Origin of the sequence: Streptacidiphilus jiangxiensis, assembly GCF_900109465.1 — a bacterium.
Lineage (GTDB): Bacteria > Actinomycetota > Actinomycetes > Streptomycetales > Streptomycetaceae > Streptacidiphilus > Streptacidiphilus jiangxiensis.
In genome coordinates, this window is the sequence record NZ_FOAZ01000014.1 from 34,059 (window position 1) to 52,240 (window position 18,182).

At 71.6% G+C, this 18,182-nt stretch carries 20 protein-coding genes and 1 tRNA gene; 11 read left to right on the forward strand and 10 right to left on the reverse strand.

Annotation, left to right across the window (positions count from 1 at the left end; all coding sequences use genetic code 11):
• Positions 1-6 precede the first annotated feature (6 nt).
• Positions 7-219 carry a hypothetical protein gene (locus BMY61_RS24955; protein WP_042455209.1) on the reverse strand — a complete coding sequence of 71 codons (213 nt, stop codon included), beginning with the start codon at positions 217-219 and terminating at the stop codon, positions 7-9.
• Between the two features lie 264 nt (positions 220-483).
• On the opposite strand from BMY61_RS24955, the gene BMY61_RS24960 reads away from it, so the two are divergent.
• The 4 genes from BMY61_RS24960 (at position 484) to BMY61_RS24975 (ending at position 3,739) form a co-directional block, all read left to right on the forward strand.
• Positions 484-873, forward strand: a complete 390-nt coding sequence (locus tag BMY61_RS24960) for a transcriptional regulator (protein ID WP_236656550.1) — start codon at positions 484-486, stop codon at positions 871-873.
• A 185-nt stretch (positions 874-1,058) separates the two neighbouring features.
• Positions 1,059-1,319 (forward strand): hypothetical protein, encoded by a 261-nt coding sequence (locus tag BMY61_RS24965; RefSeq protein WP_236656549.1) that lies wholly within the window; start codon positions 1,059-1,061, stop codon positions 1,317-1,319.
• Positions 1,320-1,841: 522 nt separating this feature from the next.
• Positions 1,842-3,518: a 3'-5' exonuclease gene (locus BMY61_RS24970; RefSeq protein WP_052439209.1), complete on the forward strand. Its 1,677-nt coding sequence runs from the start codon at positions 1,842-1,844 to the stop codon at positions 3,516-3,518.
• Positions 3,515-3,739, forward strand: a complete 225-nt coding sequence (locus BMY61_RS24975) for a hypothetical protein (RefSeq protein WP_042455207.1) — start codon at positions 3,515-3,517, stop codon at positions 3,737-3,739. Before BMY61_RS24970 ends, BMY61_RS24975 begins: the two co-directional genes overlap by 4 nt.
• Before the next feature lie 91 nt (positions 3,740-3,830).
• On the opposite strand, the gene BMY61_RS24980 is transcribed toward BMY61_RS24975, so the two are convergent.
• A tRNA-Leu gene (locus BMY61_RS24980) sits at positions 3,831-3,913 on the reverse strand.
• 311 nt (positions 3,914-4,224) lie between these two features.
• On the opposite strand from BMY61_RS24980, the gene BMY61_RS24985 reads away from it, so the two are divergent.
• Complete coding sequence (locus BMY61_RS24985) at positions 4,225-4,671, forward strand: ATP-binding protein (RefSeq protein ID WP_042455206.1); 447 nt, start codon at positions 4,225-4,227, stop codon at positions 4,669-4,671.
• A 28-nt stretch (positions 4,672-4,699) separates the two neighbouring features.
• On the opposite strand, the gene BMY61_RS24990 is transcribed toward BMY61_RS24985, so the two are convergent.
• The gene (locus tag BMY61_RS24990; protein WP_042455203.1) at positions 4,700-5,821 is read right to left on the reverse strand and encodes an MBL fold metallo-hydrolase; all 1,122 of its coding nucleotides are present in this window, start codon (positions 5,819-5,821) and stop codon (positions 4,700-4,702) included.
• Positions 5,822-6,040: 219 nt separating this feature from the next.
• On the opposite strand from BMY61_RS24990, the gene BMY61_RS24995 reads away from it, so the two are divergent.
• From BMY61_RS24995 to BMY61_RS25005, 3 genes are all read left to right on the forward strand, one after another.
• Positions 6,041-8,419 (forward strand): transketolase-like TK C-terminal-containing protein, encoded by a 2,379-nt coding sequence (locus BMY61_RS24995; RefSeq protein ID WP_082015439.1) that lies wholly within the window; start codon positions 6,041-6,043, stop codon positions 8,417-8,419.
• 116 nt (positions 8,420-8,535) lie between these two features.
• A complete protein-coding gene (locus BMY61_RS25000) occupies positions 8,536-9,126 on the forward strand; it encodes a Uma2 family endonuclease (RefSeq protein WP_052439208.1) in 591 nt (196 codons plus the stop codon).
• A 27-nt stretch (positions 9,127-9,153) separates the two neighbouring features.
• Complete coding sequence (locus BMY61_RS25005; protein ID WP_042455201.1) at positions 9,154-10,791, forward strand: ABC-F family ATP-binding cassette domain-containing protein; 1,638 nt, start codon at positions 9,154-9,156, stop codon at positions 10,789-10,791.
• Between the two features lie 52 nt (positions 10,792-10,843).
• Here the strand turns inward: BMY61_RS25005 and BMY61_RS25010 are convergent, their stop codons facing one another.
• Positions 10,844-11,434, reverse strand: coding sequence for a winged helix-turn-helix domain-containing protein (locus BMY61_RS25010; RefSeq protein WP_042455198.1), 591 nt, complete (start codon positions 11,432-11,434; stop codon positions 10,844-10,846).
• Between the two features lie 274 nt (positions 11,435-11,708).
• Between BMY61_RS25010 and BMY61_RS25015 the strand changes: the two genes are divergently transcribed.
• The gene (locus tag BMY61_RS25015; protein ID WP_042455196.1) at positions 11,709-13,388 is read left to right on the forward strand and encodes an MFS transporter; all 1,680 of its coding nucleotides are present in this window, start codon (positions 11,709-11,711) and stop codon (positions 13,386-13,388) included.
• 24 nt (positions 13,389-13,412) lie between these two features.
• On the opposite strand, the gene BMY61_RS25020 is transcribed toward BMY61_RS25015, so the two are convergent.
• The 5 genes from BMY61_RS25020 to BMY61_RS25040 all read right to left on the reverse strand — a co-directional run bounded on the left by BMY61_RS25020 (position 13,413) and on the right by BMY61_RS25040 (position 16,088).
• Positions 13,413-13,979: a dienelactone hydrolase family protein gene (locus tag BMY61_RS25020; RefSeq protein WP_042455271.1), complete on the reverse strand. Its 567-nt coding sequence runs from the start codon at positions 13,977-13,979 to the stop codon at positions 13,413-13,415.
• A 93-nt stretch (positions 13,980-14,072) separates the two neighbouring features.
• Positions 14,073-14,732: a class I SAM-dependent methyltransferase gene (locus tag BMY61_RS25025; RefSeq protein ID WP_042455194.1), complete on the reverse strand. Its 660-nt coding sequence runs from the start codon at positions 14,730-14,732 to the stop codon at positions 14,073-14,075.
• A 73-nt stretch (positions 14,733-14,805) separates the two neighbouring features.
• On the reverse strand, positions 14,806-15,084 hold the full coding sequence (locus tag BMY61_RS25030) for an isoamylase early set domain-containing protein (protein ID WP_042455192.1): 279 nt from the start codon (positions 15,082-15,084) through the stop codon (positions 14,806-14,808).
• A gap of 204 nt (positions 15,085-15,288) precedes the next feature.
• Positions 15,289-15,624 carry a cupin domain-containing protein gene (locus tag BMY61_RS25035; protein WP_042455190.1) on the reverse strand — a complete coding sequence of 112 codons (336 nt, stop codon included), beginning with the start codon at positions 15,622-15,624 and terminating at the stop codon, positions 15,289-15,291.
• A gap of 26 nt (positions 15,625-15,650) precedes the next feature.
• Positions 15,651-16,088: a hypothetical protein gene (locus BMY61_RS25040; RefSeq protein WP_042455269.1), complete on the reverse strand. Its 438-nt coding sequence runs from the start codon at positions 16,086-16,088 to the stop codon at positions 15,651-15,653.
• A gap of 154 nt (positions 16,089-16,242) precedes the next feature.
• Here BMY61_RS25040 and BMY61_RS25045 point away from each other — a divergent pair, with 154 nt between their 5' ends.
• A complete protein-coding gene (locus tag BMY61_RS25045; protein ID WP_042455188.1) occupies positions 16,243-17,040 on the forward strand; it encodes a thioesterase family protein in 798 nt (265 codons plus the stop codon).
• Positions 17,041-17,061: 21 nt separating this feature from the next.
• Here the strand turns inward: BMY61_RS25045 and BMY61_RS25050 are convergent, their stop codons facing one another.
• Entirely contained in the window at positions 17,062-17,253 is a 192-nt protein-coding gene (locus BMY61_RS25050) for a hypothetical protein (RefSeq protein WP_042455185.1), read from the reverse strand.
• A gap of 103 nt (positions 17,254-17,356) precedes the next feature.
• On the opposite strand from BMY61_RS25050, the gene BMY61_RS25055 reads away from it, so the two are divergent.
• The gene (locus tag BMY61_RS25055; RefSeq protein ID WP_042455183.1) at positions 17,357-18,181 is read left to right on the forward strand and encodes an exodeoxyribonuclease III; all 825 of its coding nucleotides are present in this window, start codon (positions 17,357-17,359) and stop codon (positions 18,179-18,181) included.
• The last annotated feature ends 1 nt before the right edge of the window (position 18,182 follow it).

The window sequence follows — 18,182 nt, forward strand, 5'->3', positions numbered from 1 at the left end:
CCGGGACTACTGGTGGATGACGATCGACTGCGAGGCGTCCGACGCGGCGGTGGCGCAGTTCGAGCCGACGTTGGTCGCCGTCGAGGTGTTGTGCGCGTTGACGTGGACGACGTGCTTGGTGACCGTCTTGGTGAAGTTGAACTTCAGCCGGCCCAGCGCCTCGCGGCCGGGCAGCAGCTCAGCGGACTCGGCCTCGAGCTCGTGCAGGTCCATGCTCATGAGAATCCCCCTCGGGATGCAGTAGCGACGGCGTCCGATCGTCCAACCCTGTCGGACGCCTTGTCCAACGAGATTGGACAGTAGTCACCCCGGAAGCACCGGCGCAAGGGTTTCGATGGCAACGCTCTGTCACAGACTCGTAACAGAGAGAAATGTGCAGGTGGGCGGCCATGCGGCGGCCCAAGAAGGCGTGATCGCCCTAGAATCGACCCCGCAGGACCGCCGGCCCGGCCGTCCCGGGCGGAGCACGAGGGAGGGAGCGGGGTGTCCAACGAGGCGTCCAACGCACTGCAGGCACTCATGCGGGAGCGACTGGACCGGCAGGGCTGGTCCTACGGCGACGTGGCGCGCCGGGGCGAGATCCCCCGATCCACGGTGCACCACCTGGCGACCACCGACCGCCTGGTGCGGATGCCCCAGCCCGCCACCCTGGAGGGCCTGTCCCGCGGACTGGAGCTGCCGCTGGACACGATCCGCCGCGCGGCGGCGGAGGCGTGCGGCATCCACCTGTACGAGGCTGCGCCCGACCCCGAGGTCGACGTGCTCATCGCGAGCGTCCAGCAGCTGTCGCCGGAGAACCGGCGCCACGTCGCAGCCCTGGTCGAATCCCTGCTCGAACGGAGCCGCCACCCGGAGGGTGAAGCTTCGGACTAGGGTCGGATATTGACGCCCGGTAGCTCGATTCGGTTGCAGCTACGTCCAGGTTCGACCGGAATGAGCGAATTCGGCGATTGCCAGGGGCTCAGACCCTTCCGTCCGGCTAGGTTCGTCGCCAACAGGGACCTCCGAGCCGCCGGCGGCCTCCTGCTGCTCAATGGCAACAAGGCCAGGGGGGACACGTGCTGGTCGTGCAAGGAAGCCCCACCACAGCGGTGGTTCGGGGCCGTACCGGGGAATCCGTGGTGCTGCTCTCCGGGGAGCTGCCCACCGTACTGACGGAGGAGGCCCTGACCCAGGTCCTCGACCTGGCCGCCGCGGTCCTGGACCGCGACGAGATGATCCTCTTCCGCCGCTGCCTCGACGCCCTGCGCCGGGGCGACATAAGCCGCACCCGTCGCATCGCGATCGACGGAGCGGTCCTGACGGTCTGGCAGGACTGAGCCAGGTCAGGAAACGGGACTGCGGCCCGGCTCTCGGCGGCGAGAGCCGGGTCGCCGTTGTCCCCGCTGCCTCAGCTGTCTCCCGCCGTCTCCCGCTGTCTCAGTTGTCTCCGTTGTCTCCGTTCGAACAGCTCGCCGGAGCTCAGGGGCCCCCGTCCAGCGGGGTGGACGCACCGCTGGGGCCATGCCGGATGAGCATCACGACCAGCAGGAGCCCGGGTCCGCACGTGAGGCTCAGCATGGCGACAACCAGCGCCAGGGACCAGCAGTCCCCGCGCCGCCGCAGCTTTGCCGCGCGCTCGGCCTCACCTACCGCCCCGTTCCGCGCGAGCCGCCCCCTCTGGCATCACATGTACGTACAACTCTCTTTTCCAGCAGGAGAGTTCGAGAAACACCCCACCTCTGGAGCGCCACGGTCCGCCGCCCGGGACTATGAGCGGACTGCGGGCTTCCGGCATGATCACCGGTAAAGCGGCGGTCCCCTGCCTGCCGCACTCGTTGCTGCTCGGAGAGGCTCCACCCTTGTTCGTCCCGACCTACCTGACGCGTCGTCCCGACGGGTTCGACCCTCGCGCATTCCAGTACACCGTCGTGGACCTGGAGACGACCGGCAAGGCGACGAGGGCCGATCAGCACGATCGGGTGTGCGAGGTCGCCGCCGTCCGGATGCGCGCCGACGGCACCGTGCTCGACGAACTGTCCACCCTGGTGCACCCCGACAGGCCGATCCTCGCGGCAAGTCAGCAGATCCACGGCATCGACGACGCGGTGGTGGCCGGCGCGCCGAGGTTCGCCGAGATCGCGGGAAACCTCCTGGACCTGATGCGGGACACCGTGGTCGTGACCCACAACCGCGCGTTCGACGAGGCGTTCCTGGGCCACGAGTTCGCCCGCCTCGGCCTCGCGGGGATCCGGATCCCCGGCCTGTGCACCCTGGCGACCGTCCGCGGCCACACGGACCTGCCCGGCTACCGGCTCGCGGGTGTCGTCAAGTCCCTGTCCGGCGCGTGGCCGAAGCGCGAGCACAACGCCCTGGACGACTGCCGCAGCACCGGCCGCGTGCTCGCGACGCTGCTGGCCACCGGCCCGACGCGGCTCACGCTCACCCCGACGGCCCGCGTGGCGCCCCTTCCGGCCCGGTCCTCCGGGCGGCGGCTGTATCCGCGCATGGTCCAGGTGCGCTCGGGGCCGTACACCGGCGTCGAGAACCTCGCGCAGTTCCTCCCCGCGCATCGCGCGGCTGCCCCTGCCTCTTCCTCCGCCGGGGAGGAGTACGCCGCCCTGGTGTTGGCGATGGCCCGCAGCAAGTCTCTCGGCCAGCACGACGCCGCTCGGCTGGCGTCCGCAGCCTCCGAGGCAGGACTGACGCGAGGCGGCCTCGCCGCCGCCCACCTGGCGCTGTGGCAGGCGCGGCACCACAGCATCCCCGCTCCGGTCGGCGCGGCGGACGCGAAGGACCTGCATCACCTCGCCAAGGTGCTCGGCGTGACGGAGCAGGCCGCAGATCGACTTCCGCCCGTCACGGCGGACCTGAAGGGCTGGCGGATCGTGCCGCTCGGCACGAGCGCGGAGGTCCGTGAGGTGGCCTCGTGGGCGGGGTGGCACGGGGCCACCGTCGGCGTGCGCCCGTCCAAGACCACTCGACTCCTGATCGCCGAGGCGAACACCGAAGTGGCTGCCCTCCCCCTGCCCGCCGGGACCGCGATACCGGTGCTGGCCCCCGAGGCGGCGAAGACGTTCCTGAAGGCGAGGATCGCCGAGAGTCGGGCCGAGGCACAGGCCACGCAGGCCACGAAGGCCGGCCGCGAGGATCTGCCCACCGACCCGTTGATCTTCCCGACGTCGCTGCTCGGCGAGGTCTGGCGGCGGTACGAACTGCCGGGGCAGGCCACCCAGGGAACCTTCACGCCCCCGGTCAGGTGGCTCGTGGAGCAGGCTTCCGATCCGACGGCACGCTTCGCCTCCTGGCAGCAGAAGGGCGGCCGCCTCGGTCTGCGGGTCAGGAAGTCCGGAATACCGGCGCACCACCGCCGCCTGGTCGCCGAGGCGCAGCCGGTGCTCGAGGCCGAACTGCGACGGGCGAGCGCTGTGCGCATCACCCCCGCCCCACGCCGCCTGACAAGTCCGGCCGCAAACCAGGCCGGACCGCTCACGCAACTGCTCTCCTGGGTCAAGGACTACGCCCGCAAGGGAAGGTGACCCCCGACACAGGTGTCCGCGACCGCCCCGCGACGATGCGGGCAGCGCCGCAGCACTTCCGCGAGCGTGCCGTCGACGCCCTCGAAGCCTGGGGTGAGGACACCGCCGGCCTGGCGGTCGGACGCGACCCCTGGGCCTTCATCGACGCCGACCTCCCGCGCTGCGCGCTCGACCACGGAACCGGCTCCTGGACCAACAGCGGCGACGCGCCGCCGTTCTGATGCCCGGGCTGGGCAGCACCCGAAGGTGCCGAGGCAGGTGGAAAAGCGAAGCGGCCCCCTGATCAGATCAGGGGGCCGCTTCGACCTACTGTGCGCGAGGGGGGACTTGAACCCCCACGCCCCGAAGGGCACTAGCACCTCAAGCTAGCGCGTCTGCCATTCCGCCACCCGCGCTGGTGGCCTGCGCGGTGACCCGCGCTGACGTGCACAACAATACCAAGAAAACAGACTGCTCCCGACCACTCCGACCTCCGATCGGAAGTAGTCCTACCCGGTCAACATGCATGACAGAACGTGCTTCTTCGGTCACTTTGTGCGCTGACGCCGCTCCGTGGGCAGGACAAGGCTGTGATAGGACGACTTCTCTGTCCAGGAGCGCCGACCACTGCTAGCCGAGGATGGCGGAACGAACCATGCATGTCCGCGGAGACCAGCCCTGCGAACCGCCGCTCACGACCGGAACCGTCACGGGAGGAGCGGATGTGATGCCGCCCGGAGTCGAGGGTGTGTGGCGTTTCGCCGCGCCCGCCGTCGACGTGACCGTGTCGCACGCCCGGCACGCCGTGCGGGACCTGCTGGTGGCCCAGGGGATCAGCGGCCCCGGGTACCAGGAGCTCCTGGACGGGGTGCTGCTGATCGTCTCGGAGCTGGTGACCAACTCGGTGCGGCATGCCGCGCTGCTCTCGCCCGAGCTGGTCGTCGAGGTGGTGATGTCCTCCGGATGGGTGCGGCTCTCCGTCGAGGACAGTCACCCCTACCGGCCCAAAGCGCTCTCGGAGGACTTCAACCGGCTCGGCGGTCGCGGCCTGCTGCTGGTCAAGGCGATCACCGCCGAGTCCGGCGGCACCTGCGACGTCGAGCGGACCACCGGCGGGGGGAAGGTGGTCTGGGTGGAGCTGCCCCTCCCCCGCCCGCGCGGCGCCACTCCCTGACGAACAGGACGTGGCGCTCACGGCACCGTCACACCACCGTGCGCCACCAGTGGTCGAGCTTCGGCGGCGCGGTGACCTCCAGGCGCTCGCCCGGGCGCGGCACGGCCAGCGTCACGCCCGCCGCGTCCGCGGCCTCGCACAGGCGCTCCACCGGCTCGGACCAGTCGTGCAGGCCGAGCACGAAGGTGCACCAGTGGACCGGGACGAGCAGCTCACCGCGCACGTCGAGGTGGGTGCGCAGGCCCTCCTCGGGCGTCATGTGGATGTCGGGCCAGTGCTCGCTGTAGGCGCCGATCTGGACCAGCGTCAGGTCGAACTGGCCGAACTGCTCCCCTGTCTTCCGGAAGCCGTCGAAGTAGCCCGAGTCGCCGCTGTAGAAGACCCGGCGCTCGGAACCGAGGATCGCCCAGGAGCTCCACAGCGTGCCGTTGTTGCTGAAGCCGCGGCCGGAGAAGTGGTACGCCGACGTACAGACCAGGCGTAGCGCGCCGACCTCCGCGGTCTCCTCCCAGTCGAGTTCGATCACACGCGAACGCTCCACGCCCCAGCGCTCCAGGTGCGCGCCGACGCCCAGCGGGACGACGAACGGCATGGACTGCAGCCGGGCCAGCGCCCGGATCGTGTGCATGTCCAGGTGGTCGTAGTGGTCGTGCGAGATCAGGACCGCGTCGATCTCGGGCAGCCGCTCCAGCTCGACGGGCGGATTGTGCAGCCGGCGCGGGCCGACCGACTGGGAGGGCGAGCAGCGTTCGGACCAGACCGGGTCGAGCAGGAGGCGGTGGCCCTCGATCTCGACCAGCGCGCTGGAGTGACCGAACCAGGTGACCGCCAGGTCCTCGCTGGCCTGCTGGGCGATGTCGCGCACCAACGGGATCGGGCGGGACGGCTTGCGCTGCTGCTTGCCGAAGAGCAGCTCACGGGCGACGCTGCTGCTGTCCGGACGGGAGAAGTCGCCCGTCCGCTCCGGGCCCGGTGGGTTGTGGAAGGTGCCCTCGCGATACTGCGGGGAGGCCTTGAGGCGGTCGCCGCGGCTGCCCGACGTCGGGTCGCCGCCGAACGCGACCGGCACCTCGCGCGCCGCCCAGGCCACCGCGGCCGCGCCCGCCGCGCCGACTCCTGCGGCGATCCTGCCCGCCCGGTTGAGTCCCATGCCCCGACCTCTCCTTGCTTCCTGTTCCGGCGGTTCGGCGAAGCCGCCCGCACTGCGGCAACGGTCCACCGGAAGCCGCTGTTCCCCGGCCGCCGGTCGAATTCGTGATCACTGCTGTGACCTGCACCGCTACCCGCAGAGCCGCTGCGCGAACCGGAAACTGCGGGCGTGACCATCCCCACGCGTGACAGGCCGGGGCGCTTCGGGCACTCTGCTGGCATGGATCACCACCCTCATCCTCTCGACGGTGGTTCCACGGCCCCCGCGTCGGCGACCCCGACCGCGGCGGACCTGGAGCTGCTCGACGAGATCCAGCAGCGCGTGCTCTGGCTCGCCACCCGCATCGTCGACTCCGCCAACCACGACCGCGCCACCGGCGACGGTGTGAAGGTCGGCGGGCACCAGGCCTCCAGCGCGAGCCTGGTCAGCACGATGACCGCGCTCTGGTTCGCCCACCTGGACGAGGCGGACCGGGTCAGCGTGAAGCCGCACGCCTCGCCGGTCTTCCACGCCATCCAGTACCTGCTGGGCAACCTGGACCGCTCGTACCTGACGACCCTGCGCGCCCGCGGTGGCCTGCAGTCCTACCCGAGCCGCACCAAGGACCCGGACCCGGTCGACTTCTCCACCGGCTCCGTCGGCCTCGGCCCGGCCGCCCCGCTCTTCGCCGCCGCGACCCGCCGCTACGTCGACGCGCACTTCGGCGCGCGCCCGGCCTCGCGCTTCGTCGCGCTGATGGGTGACGCGGAGCTGGACGAGGGCAACGTCTGGGAGGCGATCGCCGACGACGCGACGCAGGGCCTGGGCAAGGTCATGTGGATCGTCGACTTCAACCGGCAGTCGCTGGACCGGGTCGTGCCGGGCGTCCGGATCGCGCAGTGGACGGCGCAGTTCGCCGCCGCCGGCTGGCACGTCGTCGAGGTGAAGTACGGGCGCCGGCTGCGCGCCGCGTTCGCGCGCCCGGGCGGGGAGGCCTTGCGCGCCTGGATCGACAACATGCCGAACGAGCACTACCAGTCGCTCTTCGGCCTGCCCGAGCAGGACGTGCGCAAGCAGTTCCTGGACGGCGCACCGCGGGAGGTCGCCGACTTCTGCGCGGTGATCCCGGACGCGGAGCTGGCCACACTGGTGACCGACCTGGGCGGCCACGACCTGGGCTCGCTGCTGGAGGCCTTCGCGGAGTGCGACGCGGTGACCGATCGGCCGAGCGTCGTCTTCGCCTACACCGTCAAGGGCTGGGGCCTGCCGACGGCGGGCAACCCGCGCAACCACTCGGCGCTGCTGACGACCGCTCAGGTCGACGAGCTGCGCACTGCCCGCGGGCTGACCGCCGCGACCGAGTGGGACGGCCTGGACCCGGCCACCCCGGCCGGTCGCCTGGCGGCCGAGCGGGCCCGGCTCTTCACGCGTCCAGCCGCTCCGTCGTTCGTCGCCCCGGCCGTACCGGAGGCGAGCGGGGTGCGCACGGGCAAGCCGCTCTCCACGCAGGAGGCCTTCGGCCGGGTGCTGGCGGAGCTGTCGCGGCAGCCGGAGCTGGCACCGCTGCTGGTCACCACCGCGCCGGACGTCGCCACCTCCACCAACCTGGCCGGCTTCATCAACCGCACCGGCGTCTTCGCGCCGGTCGAGCGCCGCGCCTGGAACAGCGACCCGGTGCTGCGCTGGGCCGAGGGCCCCACGGGCCAGCACATCGAGCTGGGCATCAGCGAGATGAACCTGTTCCTGCTGCTGGGCCAGCTGGGCCTGTCCTGGGACCTGTCCGGCCAGCCGCTGGTGCCGGTCGGCACGGTCTACGACCCGTTCGTGCTGCGCGGCCTGGACGCGTTCATCTACGCGGTCTACTCGGGCTCGCGCTTCATCGTCGCGGGCACGCCGTCCGGTGTGACGCTGGCCCCCGAGGGCGGCGCGCACCAATCGACGATCACGCCGTCGGTGGGCCTGGAGCTGCCGAACAGCGTCACCCTGGAGCCTGCCTACGCGGGCGCGCTGGACTGGCTGCTGTGCGACGCGGTCGGCCAGGTGGCCCGCGGAGAGGGCGGGGCGCACTACTTCCGCCTCACCACGCGTCCGCTGGAGCAGTCGCCGTTCGACGCGGCCAAGGCGCGGCTGGGCGAGACGGTCCTGCGCCGGCAGGTGCTGGCGGGTGCGTACCGGCTGGTGGAAGCGCCGGTCTCCGGGGACGCCCCGGTCGTCCGTCTGGCCGCCTCCGGCGCGGTCCTGCCGGAGGTCCTGGCGGCGGCCGCCGAGCTCGCGGAGGAGGGCATCGCGGCTCACGTCATCGACGTGACCTCGCAGGACCTGCTCTACGCCGAGTGGCAGCGCACCCTGCGCTCCGGCTACCGCACGGCCCGCACCCCGGACTCCCCGGGCGCCCTGCGCGCGGCCTTCGGCTCCGGTCGCGCCCCGCTGGTCACCGTCCACGACGCGGCCTCCCACTCGATGGCCTGGCTCGGCGGCGCGCTGGGCGTCCCGACGGTCCCGCTGGGCGTCGACGCCTTCGGCCAGTCGGGCACGGTCGGCGACCTGTACGAGATCAACAGCCTCGACTCGGGCTCGATCGTCAACGCGGCGCTGGCGGCGCTCAGCCTGGCGGAGTAGCCCCTGTTCCGGGGGTGGACGACTGTTCCGGGGGTGGACGACGGTCCGCCCCCGGAACGGGGAGGCGCTAGCCTGCGAGTGACACACGTCACGCCCTGATACCACCTGGAGGAGAGATGAGCGCACTGCCCGTTGACGACTCCCCTCTGGACGACGTCTGGGCGGCACTCGCGCATGTCGAGCACGACCCGGCCTTGGCGGGGTTCCGTGCCGAGCTCCTCGATGGGGTGATCTTCTTGTCCCCACCTCCCGTGCCGGACCACGAGCGCATCATCACGCGCCTGGCCACTGAGATCGTGCGCCATGACGCGAAGGGTGAATTCACCTTCTGGGCCGGCGGGAGTGGTCTGCTCACCGAGTCCGGCAGCGGCGTGCGACCAGATCTGATCATCACCGACACGGACGCGTTCAGTGGTGCCCGCGGCGAGTACAACCCCGTGGCCGGGGAGCCGATCCACCTCGTCGTGGAGGTGACCTCCACGAGCACCCGGGATCAGGACTACCGCCGCAAGCGTCAGATCTACGCCGAGGCGGGGATCCCGTACTACTTGATCGTCGATCGCCAGCAGCGGGTCTGCCTGCTGCACCGGCTTCCCGACGACGGATCCCGCGCCCACGGCGAGCCCGTCGCCCGTGTTCCCTTCGGCAAGCCGTTGCCGCTGCCGGAGCCGCTCTCGTTCGACGTCGACACCTCGACATTCGGCTGACCCGCGCCCGGTAGGCTTACGGGCCTGATGACTGCCACTCTCGTCGCCAAAGATCTTGCCGCCGGACACGGTGAGCGCGTGCTGTTCTCCGGGCTCGACCTGGTCGTCGCCCCCGGCGACGTCGTCGGGCTGGTGGGGGTGAACGGCGCGGGGAAGTCCTCGTTGCTGAAGCTGCTCGCCGGGGTGGACACCCCCGAGGGCGGGAGCATCGCGCTCAGCCCGCCGACCGCGACGGTCGGGTACCTGCCGCAGGAGCCGGACCGCAGGCCCGGGGAGACGGTGGGGCAGTTCCTCGCCCGCCGGACCGGGGTCGCCGCCGCACAGGTCGCGCTGGACGAGGCGACGCAGGGGCTGGTCGACGGCACGCCGGGCGCGGACGACGCCTACGCCGCCGCGCTGGACCGGTGGCTGGACCTGGGTGGCGCGGATCTGGAGGAGCGCGCCGAGGCCGTCGCCGCAGACCTGGGGCTGGCCGTCGGCCTGGACCAGGAGATGACCTCCCTCTCGGGCGGCCAGGCCGCCCGCGCCGGGCTCGCCTCCCTCCTGCTCTCCCGCTACGACGTGTTCCTGCTCGACGAGCCCACGAACGACCTGGACCTGGACGGGCTGGAGCGCCTGGAGGCCTTCGTCCAGGGCCTGCGCGCCGGCACCGTCGTGATCAGCCACGACCGCGAGTTCCTCACCCGCACCGTCACCTCGGTGCTGGAGCTGGACCTGCACCAGCAGCAGGTCAACCACTACGGCGGCGGCTACGCGTCCTACCTGGAGGAGCGCGACCGTGCCCGGCGGCACGCCCGCGACGAGTACGAGGAGTACGCCGACACCGTCACCGGCCTGGAGGCGCGGGCGCGGATGCAGCGCTCGTGGATGGAGAAGGGCGTCAAGAACGCCCGGCGCAAGAACAACGACAACGACAAGCAGGGCCGGGCGTTCCGCAGCGAGTCCACCGAGAAGCAGGCCGCCAAGGCCCGCCAGACGCAGCGCATGATCGAGCGGCTGGACGTGGTCGAGGAGCCGCGCAAGGAGTGGGAGCTGCGGATGGAGATCGCCGCGGCACCGCGCGCGGGCGCGGTCGTGGCGACGGCGCGCGGCGCGCGGGTCGAGCGCGGCGGGTTCAGCTTCGGTCCGGTCGACCTGCAGGTCGACTGGGGTGACCGGATCGCGGTGACCGGACCGAACGGCGCCGGCAAGTCCACGCTGCTGGCGGCGCTGCTGGGCCGGCTCCCGTTGGACGAGGGCCACGCCGCGCTCGGCCCGGGCGTCGTGGTCGGCGAGGTGGACCAGGCCCGTGGGCTCTTCCTCGGCGAGATGCCGCTGGTGGAGGCGTTCAGCGCGGCCGTGCCGGAGCTCTCGCCCGGCGACGTGCGCACGCTGCTGGCCAAGTTCGGGCTCAAGGCGACGCACGTGCTGCGCCCGGCGGCGACGCTCTCCCCGGGCGAGCGCACCCGCGCGGCCCTCGCGCTGCTCCAGGGCCGGGGCGTCAACCTGCTGGTGCTGGACGAGCCGACGAACCATCTGGACCTCGCGGCCATCGAGCAGTTGGAGTCGGCGCTCGCCTCCTACAACGGCACGCTGCTGCTGGTCACCCACGACCGGCGGATGCTGGACGCGGTGGAGACCAACCGCCGCATCCACGTGGCGGACGGGCGGATCAGCGAGAGCTGACCCGCCCGCAGGAACGAACTCGTGGACCCCTGGGCCGCCGACGCGGCGGTCCCTAGCGTGCCGCCGTCGGCACGTACTTGTAGCCCACCCGACGGACCGTCACGATCCGGGCCCGGTAGGCCTCGCCGAGCTTGCGGCGCAACCGCGCCACGTGGACGTCGACGGTGCGGCCGTCGCCGATGTGGCCGTAACCCCAGACGGCCTCGACCAGGCTCTCGCGGGTGTGGACCCGGTGCGGGTGCGCGGTGAGATGGGCGAGTAGCTCGAACTCCAGGTAGGTGAGTTCGAGTTGGTCGCCGTCGAGGTGCGCGATGCGCAGGTCCAGGTCGACGGAGAGGCCCTCGCCCGGCGTGGTCACCCCGACGGGAGCAGGCGTGGCCGCCGGAGCAGGCGCGGCCGCCGGAGCAGGAACAGCGGGGATCGTGGCCAGGGCGGGGGCGACGCCCTCGGGGACCAGGAGCAGGTAGCCGACGAGCGGGGTGCCGTCGGCCGCGCCGAGCGGGAGCTCGCCGACCAGGTGGGGTGGCAGCCGGTAGACGCCGGGCTGGGCGGCGACCGCGGACGCGGTCACGGACTCGTCGGGCCGGACCGCACGCAGGCGCGGCGCGGCGGGCAGGACGGGGCTGAGCGTGGAAACAGACATGACAGGACTCGATTCGCGCAGGACGGACGGGTGGGCGTCTGCGCGCCAAGGGGCCTGAGAAGGCGAAAAAGGGAAGGACTCAGGCCTGCGCGCCGGACGAGCGGCGACAGGTCTGGTCGAAGTGGAACTGCTGGCGCGAGGGCCAGAACGGTTCGAGGACGATGTCCATGGCGCTATTGAACCAGATCGTGGCCGCGCTCGCTCTTCCCTTCTTTCTGGCGGACTGTTAGATACAGCCAGAAAGGAGCCGCCACCTGGAACGAGGAGCCGCCGAGTGACATCCGCACCCGAGAACGTCGACTCAGCACCGAGACCCGAGCCCGACCCGGAACCCGACGCCACCAACCGCCTCGACGGCGCCTCCCGCCTGCGCATCTTCGCGGTGATCCTCGTCGTGGTGCTCTTCGCCGAAATCGCCGCACTGCAGTACACGATGGTCGCCTCCGCGGCGCGCCAGATCGCGCCCAGCTTCCCGAGCGTGGGCGCGAACATCAGTTGGATGGTCATCATCTTCGGCCTGGTGGGCGGGGCCACCACGCCGATCCTCGGCAAGCTCTCCGACCTCTGGGGCAAGCGCCGCACCATGCTGATGACCGGCGTGTCCTTCGCCCTCGGCACGCTCATCTGCGCACTCACCCACACCTGGTGGGTCTTCCTGGTCGGCCGGGCGCTGGAGGCCGTCGCCATCTCGGCGCCGACCGTCGCGTACGGACTGTTCCGCGACATCCTGCCGCGCCGTTACATCCCCGCCGCCATCGGCGTCATCGCCACCGGCCTCGGCATGTCGGCGCTCGCCGCCCCGCTCATCGGTGGCGCACTGATGGACGCCTACGGCTGGCGGTGGCTCTTCTGGTTCCTGCTCATCTTCGTCGGCGTCATGATGCCGCTGATGTGGGTGGTGGTGCCGGAGTCCTCGCTGCGCACCCGGCAACGCCTGGACATCGGGGGCGCGCTGCTGCTCGGCGGCGGCGTGGGCCTGGTCCTGGTCTACCTCTCCAACGGCAACACCTGGGGCTGGGGCCGACTGGACTCGCTCGCCTACCTGTTCGGCGGCCTCGCGGCGCTGATCGCGTTCCTGCTCGTGGAACGCGTCGTCGCCGAGCCCATCATGGATCCGAAGCTGCTCTTCTCCCCGCGCGTGTTGGTGATCCTCGGCGCGGCCACGCTGGGCAGCATGGTCATCGGGATCCAGGGCTACAGCATCCCCTACATGCTGCAGACGCCGACCCAGTCGCAGCTGCACGCGCAGATCCTAGGCGTCGCGCTCTCGGGCAGCGGCGGCCAGACCCTGCCACCGGCGATGGCGCCGCTGTTCCACACCATCTTCAACTCCACGCTCGCCTTCGGCCTCGGCGCGACGCTGCTGGCCTACGGCTACTACTCCGCCGTCTACTCCGGCGGCGTCGGCATGCTCTCCGGTGCCGGCGCGGGCGAACTCGCCCGCAAGACCGGACCGCGGCTGCCGCTGATCATCGCGATGACGATGTTCACCCTCTCCACCGTGCTCTACGCGTACTTCCCACACTCCAAGTGGCAGTACGGGCTCTTCGCAGCGGTCTTCGGGATCGGCTTCGGCGCGTTCTACGCGGCCTGCCCCAACCTGATGATCGAGGCCGTCCCGGCCCGGCAACAGGGCATCAGCGCCGGCATGCTCGGCGTCGTCAACAGTCTGGCGACCGCCGTCGGCACCGGCGTGCTGACGGCGTTCCTGTCCGGACACCCGCTGAAGATGGAGGTCCAGATCCAGGGCCTGCCGGAGTCGGCGACCGGCGGGGGCTTCCACGTGATCCCGCAGCTCTACGCCTTCTCCGGCTACCAGCAGGGCCTGCTGGTAGCCGCCGGGTGCGGGGCGGTGGGCCTGATCGTGGCCCTGCTGATGCGTCACGGCCGCTCCCCCGCGACCGGGGGTGAGGCCACCGACCAGGGCGTGCCGGCGCAGCGCACCGCCGCGTGAGGTTCTGGGCTCGGGCCCGGGGCCTCAGGAGGCGAGGAACGCGGTGACGCGATCGAGCAGGAGCGCGGTCGCGTCGGCGTCGTAGGCCGGGATGGAGGAGTCCGTGAACAGGTGCTGGTCGCCGGGGTAGAGGAACAGCTCCGCCTCGGCGGCCTCGGCGACCAGTGCCTGCGCGGCGGCCTCGTCCTCGGCCCAGAACGGGTCGTCCTTCGCGGCGTGGATCTGGACCGGCACCCGCGACGGCCAGGCGTCACCGAACTCCGTGACCGGAATGCACCCGTGTATGAGCAGGGCGCCCCGCGCGTCGGGGCGCGTCTGCGCGAGCATCTGGGCCGGCAGCACACCGAGCGAGAAGCCCGCGTAGACGGCCTCACCGGGCAGCTCCTCGGCCGCGCGCACGCCCCGGGCGACGACCTCCGGGAAGCCGATCTCCTGGGCGTGGCCGACGCCCTCCTGGACGGACGCGAACGTCCGCCCGTCGAACAGGTCGGGCGTGTGGACGGTGTGCCCGGCCGCCCGCAGCGCGTCGGCGAAGGCGACGACACCCTCGGTCAGCCCCAGAGCGTGGTGGAACAGAACGACCTCGACCACGGCGGTACCCCCCTCGTGCATGTGGTGCAGGACCGCTTTCGGCGGACGATTCGGAACCTAACCCACGTCACTGACAACTCCCGGGAAGCCCGCTCACCCGAGCCGCTCGGCCGTGCCGAGGATGTGGGTCGCGGAAGGCGACGGGAGCCGCAGGTCGGGGAAGGCGAAGGTGTCCAGGGTGCGCACGGAGAACCCCGAGGCCTCGATCGCCGCGAGCGTGTCCCGGCCCGTGTGGCAGCCGCCGCACAGGCACGGCCAGACGGTCGCGTCGAGGGCCCGCTGCACCCGGCGCATCCCCGGGGTGGGCGCCTGCACGTGCTCGAAGAACCGGATCCGCCCGCCCCGCCGCAGCACCCGGTGCAGCTCGGCCAGCGCGGCGCGCTGGTCCGCGACCGAGCAGAGGGTGAGGCAGACGACGGCCGCGTCGAAGGACCCGTCCTCGACGGGGATCCGCTCGGCGCGCCCGGCCACCACGTCGACCCGGACCCCGGAGTCCCGCGCGGCCTGCTCGGCGAAGGCGCGCAACGTCGGCTCCGGCTCGACCGCGAGCACGCGCGTGACCGCAGCCGGGTAGTAGGGGAAGTTCAGCCCGCTGCCCGCGCCGATCTCGACGACCTCGCCGGACAGGCCGGCCAGCAGCCTCCGACGGTGCTCGGTGACCCCGGCCCGCGCCAGGGCCGGCCCGGCGACGCGCGCCCAGAACCGCGCGAACACGGGGTGACGGACGGTCGATCCGGCTGATGGCACGGGCATGGATGGTTCACCCAATCCTGTGAGGCCGACCCTGGTGGGGTGATCCCGACGATACGCCCGTCCCACGCGACGACTACTCGACGCGGATCAGGCCGCCCTGCGGGTCGATCCGGTCCGCGCCCGCGTCGTCGAACCAGACGCCACCCGTCGCCAGGTAGCGGAAGCGGTGCTCGCCGGGCGGGAAGGAGACACTGACCGTACGCGTGCCGTCCCGGCGGCGCACGAGTTCTGCCGCGCCCGGCTGCCAGCCGTTGAAGTCCCCCACCACGCTGACGACGCCCATCGGCTCCGCCGCCGGCAGACGGAACGTCACGCGGGTCTTGCCGCCGAACAGTCGCGTCCGCGAGAGCATCGCGACCGCCTCCCTCCCGGTTCGTCCGCACGGTCCTTCGGTTCGCTCATCCGTGCGTCGCGCACCAGCATGGCCGAACCCGCGCCCGCATGAAAGGCGGCCTCGTCCGGTCACCGGGACACCTCGGCGTCGAAGCTCTTGGTGGCAAGGCGTCGGCGGTCGACCGGCGACGGGCCTGCCCGCGCTCCAGGCGGCGCCGGCAGGTCAGGCGCGGTAACGAACTTCCAGCATGACGCAGCCCTGCTCCGTCCGGTACGGGCCGTGCGGCATACCCGGAGGCCGGGAGGCGAAATACCCCGTGCCGAAGGTCTGGTCGAGCGTGACGTCGGACAGGTCGCCTTCGAGTACGTAGACCTCCTCGGCCCACTCGTGTCGGATCACGCCCTCGAGGGTGGAGAAGCCCGGCGCCCAGCGGACCAGTCGGGTCAGCACATCCGGATCGGCCGGGTCCCGGCTCAGGATCCTCTCCGCCGTGCCCGGGATTGGTCCGTCGTGCCAGGGGCCGGCGGCGACAGCGAGGAACTCGCGCGCGTCTTTCATGATGACCTCCTGCCCACTCGGGGAGCTCAGTGATCGCCCGTGACGTTGCCCCGAGGTGTGCCGAGTGGCTCGCCGTCAGGTGCGACAAACCGCTTCAGGGCTTCGCGTGCGGCGAGTTCCCCCGCGGTGCGGAACCCGCGTTCGCTGGAGTCGACTTCGTGGATGACGATGCGGCGCACGAGCACGCGGGTGGCGGGGGTTGTTCGAGCCTCTGCGGTGAGTTCCGCGCGTACACCTGCGGCGATCGCGTCGAGGTAGCCGAAGAGCTCCTGGTGATCGACGTATCCCTGGTATCCGAGTTCGACGTCATGGGGTACGGCGAGGCGCACGCCGGTGCTGGAACTCGGCAGGGGCTCGAAGTCGACGGTGATGATGGCGAAGGGCCCACAACTGGTCTGCTTGACGTGGCGGATGTGGATGTCGCGAATGGCTTCGACCGGAAAGCGAACAGGTTCCCCAGGCATCACCCCATGGTAGTGACGCCCCGGGCCGGAGATCACCGGGGACCGGGAAATCGGCCCGAATCCTCGCTTGCCGGGCGCTGTCGACGCGAAGGCACCCCGATCGCACGGCCAAGCCCCCTCCCCACTCCTGCCCTGCCCTGGTTACCCTGCGGTAATGACCGTTGAAGCCTTCTTCCTCCCCCTCGGTGCGCAGCGTTTCGCCGCCACCGCGGCCGCCCGTGGGCCGTGGTCCCCCGACAGCCTGCACGCCGGACCGCCGGCCGCGCTGCTCGGCCGTGCCGTCGAGCGGCGGTCCGGGGCCCGGGAGGCGTTCCGGGTGGTGCGGATGACCTTCGAGATCCTGCGGCCGGTTCCGCTCGGAGAGGTCGAGGTCGCCGTGCAGGAGGTGCAGATCGGACGGAGCGTCGAGCTGGTCGACGCCGAACTGCGCACCGCGGAGGGCAAGGTCGCGATGCGCGCGCACGCGTTGCGGATCCGCGTCGGTGACGAGTCGGAGCTGCCCGAGCTGCCCGCGATCGAGTCGCCGGTCACCGTGCCCGGCCCCGAGCAGTCGCGGCCCGAGACCTTTCCGCTGCCGTGGGACGAGGGCTACCACACCAGCATGGAGATGCGGTTCGCCCACGGTTCGGCCGTCGAGCCGGGGCCGGCCGCGGCCTGGTTCCGGATGCGGGTGCCGCTGGTCGCGGACGAGGAGCCGTCCGGGCTGAGCCGGGTGCTGATCGCCGCCGACTCCGGCAACGGCATCTCCGGGGCACTGGACTTCCGCCGCCACACCTACGTCAACCCCGACCTCACCGTGCACCTGCGCCGACCGCCGGTCGGTGAGTGGGTCGGTCTGGACGCGCGCACGAGCGTGGACCAGGCCGGCATCGGGCTCGCGGACGCGGTGCTGCTCGACGAGAAGGCGGTCATCGGGCGTTCGGCGCAGAGTCTGTTCATCACCTCGCGCTGAGCACGAGGACGGCGCCGAGCCTCAGCGGTGGCTCTTGGCGTGCCGACGGGTGCGGAGCCGGTCGCGCTCGTCGGCGGCGCGGCGTTCGTAACCGGGAGGGGTGACCGTGTAGGCGCACTGCCCGCAGACGTAGCCGCCCTCGGGGCCGAGCTGGACCGCGGCGCCGCACCACACGCAGTTCGTGCTGTCGTAGTCGTCGGGGCTCGTGGTCATGTCCGGAGCGTAGCGGGTGCGTCCAGGGAGCGTCCGGCGGTCGTCGTAAGGTGTGACGGGCGCGTCGCCGGAGCGAGCGCGCCGGGAACCGACTCCGTGAGGAATGAGCTCTCAGGTGATCATCACCACCGTGAACGTCAACGGCCTGCGCGCGGCCTCGGGCAAGGGCTACGTCGAGTGGCTCGCGAACACGCAGGCGGACGTGGTCTGCCTGCAGGAGGTTCGCGCCGAGACGACGCAGCTCGCGGCGGAGGTCGCGGAGCCGGCCGGATGGCACGTGCTGTGGGCTCCCTCGCAGACGGCGAAGGGCCGGGCGGGCGTGGCGGTGCTGTCGCGCCGCGAGCCGGAGCGGATGAAGGTCGGCTTCGGCTCGGACGAGTTCGACCGGTCGGGCCGGTACGCCGAGATCGACCTGCCCGGTGTCACCGTCGCCAGCCTCTACCTCCCCTCGGGCGAGGTCGACACGCCGCGCCAGGACGAGAAGGAACGCTTCATGGTGGAGTTCCTCGACCACCTGAAGCAGCTGCGCCAGCGCGCCGCCGAGCAGGGGCGCGAGGTCGTGGTCTGCGGTGACTGGAACATCGCCCACCGCGAGGCGGACCTGAAGAACTGGAAGGCCAACCAGAAGAAGGCGGGCTTCCTGCCCGAGGAGCGCGCCTGGCTCTCCCGCGTCTTCGACGAGCTCGGCTACGTCGACACCGTCCGCAGCCTGCACCCGGACGTCGAGGGTCCGTACTCGTGGTGGTCCTACCGCGGGCGCGCCTTCGACCAGAATTCGGGGTGGCGGATCGACTACGTCGTCACCACGCCGGGCCTGGCCGCGCGGGCGACCTCCGGCGTGGTCGAACGGGCGGACTCGCACCCGGAGCGCTGGAGCGACCACGCGCCGGTCACCGTCGCCTTCGACTGGGACCCGCCGGTCGGCTGAC

Excerpts from the sequence above, each read along its gene's own strand:
- BMY61_RS25000 (WP_052439208.1), top strand. The coding sequence starts at position 8,536 with ATGAGCGCACTGCCCGTTGACGACTCCCCTCTGGACGACGTCTGGGCG.
- BMY61_RS25005 (WP_042455201.1), top strand. The coding sequence starts at position 9,154 with ATGACTGCCACTCTCGTCGCCAAAGATCTTGCCGCCGGACACGGTGAG.
- BMY61_RS25050 (WP_042455185.1), bottom strand. The coding sequence starts at position 17,253 with ATGACCACGAGCCCCGACGACTACGACAGCACGAACTGCGTGTGGTGC.
- BMY61_RS25055 (WP_042455183.1), top strand. The coding sequence starts at position 17,357 with ATGAGCTCTCAGGTGATCATCACCACCGTGAACGTCAACGGCCTGCGC.
- BMY61_RS25010 (WP_042455198.1), bottom strand. The coding sequence starts at position 11,434 with ATGTCTGTTTCCACGCTCAGCCCCGTCCTGCCCGCCGCGCCGCGCCTG.
- BMY61_RS24955 (WP_042455209.1), bottom strand. The coding sequence starts at position 219 with ATGAGCATGGACCTGCACGAGCTCGAGGCCGAGTCCGCTGAGCTGCTG.
- BMY61_RS24985 (WP_042455206.1), top strand. The coding sequence starts at position 4,225 with ATGCCGCCCGGAGTCGAGGGTGTGTGGCGTTTCGCCGCGCCCGCCGTC.
- BMY61_RS25045 (WP_042455188.1), top strand. The coding sequence starts at position 16,243 with ATGACCGTTGAAGCCTTCTTCCTCCCCCTCGGTGCGCAGCGTTTCGCC.
- BMY61_RS25035 (WP_042455190.1), bottom strand. The coding sequence starts at position 15,624 with ATGAAAGACGCGCGCGAGTTCCTCGCTGTCGCCGCCGGCCCCTGGCAC.
- BMY61_RS24990 (WP_042455203.1), bottom strand. The coding sequence starts at position 5,821 with ATGGGACTCAACCGGGCGGGCAGGATCGCCGCAGGAGTCGGCGCGGCG.
- BMY61_RS25040 (WP_042455269.1), bottom strand. The coding sequence starts at position 16,088 with ATGCCTGGGGAACCTGTTCGCTTTCCGGTCGAAGCCATTCGCGACATC.
- BMY61_RS25030 (WP_042455192.1), bottom strand. The coding sequence starts at position 15,084 with ATGCTCTCGCGGACGCGACTGTTCGGCGGCAAGACCCGCGTGACGTTC.
- BMY61_RS25025 (WP_042455194.1), bottom strand. The coding sequence starts at position 14,732 with ATGCCCGTGCCATCAGCCGGATCGACCGTCCGTCACCCCGTGTTCGCG.
- BMY61_RS24995 (WP_082015439.1), top strand. The coding sequence starts at position 6,041 with ATGGATCACCACCCTCATCCTCTCGACGGTGGTTCCACGGCCCCCGCG.